Origin of the sequence: Fulvivirga sp. (genome assembly GCF_040220315.1) — a bacterium.
Taxonomy (GTDB): domain Bacteria; phylum Bacteroidota; class Bacteroidia; order Cytophagales; family Cyclobacteriaceae; genus Fulvivirga.
Map to the genome: position 1 here is coordinate 1 of NZ_JAVJUY010000373.1, position 5,174 is coordinate 5,174.

Annotated in this window: 5 protein-coding genes; 1 reads left to right on the top strand and 4 read right to left on the bottom strand. The window is 35.6% G+C overall.

The genetic code is table 11. The annotated features are described in order from the left end of the window. Window positions 1-528: 528 nt before the first annotated feature. Together RLO81_RS19290 and RLO81_RS19295 are read right to left on the bottom strand one after the other, a co-directional pair. On the bottom strand, window positions 529-1,221 hold the full coding sequence (locus tag RLO81_RS19290; RefSeq protein WP_350115709.1) for a DUF6090 family protein: 693 nt from the start codon (window positions 1,219-1,221) through the stop codon (window positions 529-531). Window positions 1,222-1,236: 15 nt separating this feature from the next. Continuing rightward, window positions 1,237-1,692, bottom strand: a complete 456-nt coding sequence (locus tag RLO81_RS19295) for a GNAT family N-acetyltransferase (RefSeq protein WP_350115712.1) — start codon at window positions 1,690-1,692, stop codon at window positions 1,237-1,239. Window positions 1,693-1,819: 127 nt separating this feature from the next. Here RLO81_RS19295 and RLO81_RS19300 point away from each other — a divergent pair, with 127 nt between their 5' ends. Beyond that, window positions 1,820-3,577, top strand: coding sequence for an MASE1 domain-containing protein (locus tag RLO81_RS19300; protein WP_350115715.1), 1,758 nt, complete (start codon window positions 1,820-1,822; stop codon window positions 3,575-3,577). A 43-nt stretch (window positions 3,578-3,620) separates the two neighbouring features. On the opposite strand, the gene RLO81_RS19305 is transcribed toward RLO81_RS19300, so the two are convergent. Together RLO81_RS19305 and RLO81_RS19310 are read right to left on the bottom strand one after the other, a co-directional pair. After that, window positions 3,621-4,331: a DUF6090 family protein gene (locus RLO81_RS19305; protein ID WP_350115718.1), complete on the bottom strand. Its 711-nt coding sequence runs from the start codon at window positions 4,329-4,331 to the stop codon at window positions 3,621-3,623. Between the two features lie 35 nt (window positions 4,332-4,366). Next, window positions 4,367-5,074 (bottom strand): DUF6090 family protein, encoded by a 708-nt coding sequence (locus RLO81_RS19310; protein ID WP_350115721.1) that lies wholly within the window; start codon window positions 5,072-5,074, stop codon window positions 4,367-4,369. Window positions 5,075-5,174: the final 100 nt, after the last annotated feature.

The window sequence follows — 5,174 nt, forward strand, 5'->3', positions numbered from 1 at the left end:
TCAGCGATTCTCCTGAAATAGTGAAAAGCTAATTAAAGTCCTTATCTGCGCTATTGGGGTTTGTTGGCCAGTCACTTTTTGAGGTTTCTAGCAGTAATAATGGGGATTCATCACAAATTTTGGATTTCAAATAGAGTTCGAATCCTTGATGTACAAGTATTAAGCAAGTTCGCAGGTCACCTTTATGGTAATTCCAAATTTCACTTTCAGCAAATTCAATTACTCCTTCTTTCTTACTAAAGTTATACCCTTCAATTATTTGATAAAGATTATTAATTGTCTGTATCAAGCATTCCCGTGCAAGTAGTTTAAAATTTTCTGATGTTGGAAGGTTTTTAATCATGTAAGGTATAGAAGGTAACAACCGTATATGAGCACCTTTCTATTTGTAAGCATTTACAAATGTTTACAAGTGCTTATCAACGGGTATTGTCAAAAATAGGAAATAAAATTGCAATCAATACTTATATACTATTCTAGCTCGGAGGCTATAATGTTTATTAATTGCAATGCATCTTGTTTATATATCTAAAGATCTTCATTTTGAGATAAGATCATACGATCCATAAAAAAGAGGTCAGACACAATTAATTCGTTATTAGCCAAATTAACTTCAGAAATCGATTTGATTGGAAAATCAATATTTAAAAGTCTTAAAAACAATTCTCTATTCATGAGAACCGGCCCTACTTCATCCACAAATTTTCTGGTTGACTCACTTACTCTTTTCTGGGTACCAATTTCTAAACTCAGGCGTACTTCATTATAATACCTGGGTAGGAGCGTTCTTAATGTATCATTCTTTATAAGATCGATACTTGACGAAGACATAAGGTTTTGAAACGCAATGCTGTTAGCATTAAAAACTTCAAATTTAGAAAGTGTATCCATACTAATGCCAAAGCGCAACACCATAGCTGGCGTATTTTTTAATGCTCCAAACGCTTTTAGTACATTATTTATACATGCAGCTTTAATTTTGTTTTGAGCAAGGATAGTATCAATTTGGATAACGTCTTCGTGTAGGTTAGTTTTTAATTCGGTTAAATACTTTCTTTCCTTATCCCGATTCTCATTTTCCTTGTTCCAGTTATCAACCTGCAGCGCAATGAGAATACCAATTACCACCAATACTATTTCACCAATGGCATATAAACGGTACATTCCAATATTCTTATTAGAAGAAGAATCTTTTCGGAGGGCTCTGAAGAAATTAATCATTATTAAAGATACAAATTAGTCAGAAAGCATTTTTGTAAAACAAATGCTGTTGGCTACGCCCAAATATTGCCCATAATTTGGAGTATGTTTATACCCCTGAGATTGGTAAAATGCAATAGCATCGGGCATGCGCCTGCCCGTTTCCAATAAGCAGCGAGAATAACCACTCTCTGCAGCCCAACTTTCCAGCGCTTGAAGCACCTGGGTTGCCAACCCCTTGCCACGTAGTGCTGGCGGCACATACATACGTTTAATTTCTACTGTTTTGGAGTTATAGTGTTTAAATGCCCCGCAGCCAGCGGGTTGGTTATTAGTATAAACAAGTACCACATTCTTCAAAGCATCAACCTTATTAAACTGATGATAAAAGCTGTGCTCTTCACCATCTATCTTGGCCAGATAGGTATCCAGTTGTTTCACCAGTGATTGAAAATCTACATGTGAAGAGTCTGTTCTGAGTATTTCAACCATCTAATAGGTATTGTGTCGTTTAACTACTTTAAATGCGCTTTACCGAAAGATAACGTACTTCAGTTATTCGCAAAGGCGGTTATGCTAAATTATTTCAATCTTTAAATTGGAACAAGTGTCTATACATATGTCTTTTAACCTATTTAAGAGGTATTACCTCGACATGAAAATTATCCTGGTAGCCGCTATTTACTATCTAACTGCAGTTTCGGGCTATTTTCTAGCTTTTGATAATTCCAGCATATTACCTATTTGGCCACCCTCTGGCGTAGCCTTCGCGTTGTTAGTATTATTAGGAAGAAAATGCTGGCCCGGTATAACCATTGGTGCACTTCTCGCGAATATAATGGCTTTCTGGAATTTACCGGATTTACCTACTCAAACCATCATTACCATCTCAGGCTTTATTGCTATTGGCAATACAATTGAAGCTTTAGTAGGTTTCTATCTTATAAACCACTGGATAAAAACCCCTTTCCCTTTCAATCAAACGAAAAACGCATTCCGTTTCTTATTTGTTGCGATACTCATTGCAGGAGTTGGGTCAGGCATCTCGGCATCCAGCCTTTTATTGAATGGGGTAATAGACATGCAGGAATTAGCCATTACCTGGCTGTCGTTAGGGGTTGGAAAAACTGTAGCTATTTTAGTCTTTACACCCTTTATCCTTGCTGCATTTCAAAAAGTAAGTTGGAAAGCTTCTTTAGAGAAGTGGCTGGAACTAATGGTGGCAATTATAGGAGCTGTAGGATTATACATGCTTTTACAGGTACCAGATATGGCCATCAATAGGGCATTACCATTTATAGTTATCCCTTTCTTGCTTTGGCTGGCTTTTCGGTTTCCACTTACAGTTTCTATGACAGCCGTTGTTACAGTATCCATTCTGGCCGTTTATTTTTCAGCACAGCAGTTAGGACCTTTTATTTTGGAAGACAGCTATAGCTCTATGTTGTTGCTTCAAATATTTATTGGTGTAGTAAGCATTATCACCATTGTTTTATCGGCCACCGTAAAAGAGCGGGCAGAGGCTCAGGAGAAGCTTTTGAAATTTAATGAAAATCTGGAGGAGATGGTGAAAATTAGGACCAAAGCATTGAACAGCCAGATTGATACACGAAAAAAGGCAGAAGAAAAGTTACAAAATACGAATGACGAGTTGGTAAAAAGAAATGTAGAGCTGGACAATTTTGTGTATAGCGTTTCACATGACCTTCGCGCACCTATCGCATCAATGTTAGGGTTAGTGAACCTGGCCAAGAAAGAAGAGGATGTGGTGATGAAGGATATGTATTTTGATATGATTAATGGCAGTGCCGAGCAATTAGATAATTTTATTAAAGAGATTTTAGACCAATCGCAAAATGCGAGATCTGATGTGAAACAAGTGGAGGTGCCCTTCAAAGAAATAATTGATGAAACATTTAAGCAATTGCAACATGCTGCACAAGATGGTAAGCCCGTGAAGCGAAATGTGAAAATTGATTTGAATAAACCATTTGTTTCTGACCCCTGGCGTGTGAAGGTGATCTTAAATAATCTTATTTCCAATGCCATCAGGTATAGGAATGGTAAAACACCATCGATAGATATTGATGTTGCCAAACAAAATGGAAATGTTCATATTACGGTAAAAGATAACGGCAAAGGCATATCGAAAGAGCATCTTAATAAGGTTTGCGATATGTTTTACAGGGCAACAGATGATGGAGCCGGCTCAGGACTTGGTTTGTATATTGTAAAAGAAACAGTTGATAAATTGGGTGGTGATTTAAAGATTGATTCGGAATTGGGTGAAGGAACAACGGTAAGTGTTTCGTTACCAGGGAAAGCTACTTCCGAAAAAGCGGAGAAAACCATAAACAAAGAGGTGGCATTAAATTAAGGCCTGGTTTTACAGCCTTATTAAGTGTTCAAATGTGTAAAGCTTATTTTTTAGCGATTTCCAGATCAATCGTTTTAATTAATTGCTGAGATACTTCTTTCATTTGAGCAAGTTGCCCGTTCATTTTAGAAAGCTCCAGAATAACCATAAGAAAGCCATTTTTAACTCTTATATCTGCAAAGTAGTTTTTATACATTTCATAGTTAAGTTCAACATCTTCGCCACCATATTTACGCAAACTAGGGTGAAGATCCACCAAATTATATAGTGGTTTGTAAATAATCTCCTCTGAATCGAACCGAAAGTGATCTTCTTCTCCTTTGGTTTCCATAAACATAGATTCCAAATTTAGCAGTTGGGTTTTGATTGTATCGTTAGAGATTAAGCCCAGATTACCAGAATAGGTTAATTCTTCAAAGGTAGTATTCACACGGTAGTATCTACGCCAGTCATAAATATTAATGCAATGCTCATTAAATGCTTTCCAATCTGTAACGGGTGCTCCTTCCAAATGAGATATTATTATTTCTGCCGAATGAATACAACTGTCCCTATTGTAGATAAACTGGTCTATAATTTTAATGTTTGCTCGTAAATCTTCTTTTATATTTTTCAGATAGTGGAGCTCCATTTTACGTTCTTTATTAGCCTCATTCCAATTGTCTATTTGAACGGCAATTAAAATCCCAACTACAACAAGTATGATCTCCCCAATAGCATAAAGCAGATAGGTTGTTATTTTATTATTGTTCAAAAGCTTGCGTCTGATATTTTTGAGGAGGAAGAGCATTATTGTTTATCTATTTCCTTTTCAAGCATAAGAATTAGATCGTTATTAGCGTTAACTAGACGTTTTAATGCTGCTATTGAATAGCCAGTAGAAATTCTTAAAAAGACAAGCGCTTGAAGCATTTTAGGCTGCTTCAATGCTTCTGCTATCAGCATTTTATTAGTAATAGTCCCTTTAGGGAGAAATGCATACTTATCTTCTTGAAAGATGGCTTCATCATTAAATAAATTCTCTGAAAGAAAATATGGCCTCGTTTGAGATCGTATTATATCATTAAATTCATTAATTGCTATTCTTGCCCCTTCTTGAATGGTGAAGTATTCATTAAGAGATGTTCTAATAGTATTATTTTTCAATTTGTCGATAGATGACTGATGATTTTGTTTTGTGACGGGTGCGAAGGTTCTATTATAAAGCATCCAATCGTATGCCTTTTCATTCACAACTTGTTTACCAATTTTAATGGCATCATAAATATCGTAATAGTTGAGGTTGTGTTCTTTAAAAACTTCTAAAAGTCCATTAAAGTGTTGTTGATCTTTTTCAAGATCTATTAAAATGTCGTTATAAATTTTTAGTTGCTTTTCATTTTCCTTTATTCCTTCATTCCAATCATCGATACTTACTGCTATTAAAATTCCAACAACAACTAAAATAATCTCCCCAATAGCATAAAGCAGATAGGTTGTTATTTTATTATTTTTCAAAAGTTTGCGTCTGATATTTCTGAGTAGGAAAAGCATTATTTATCTAATTCTATTCCCCCCAAGAGGGGATTAATATTTTGGACCAGAAAGAGCATTACTC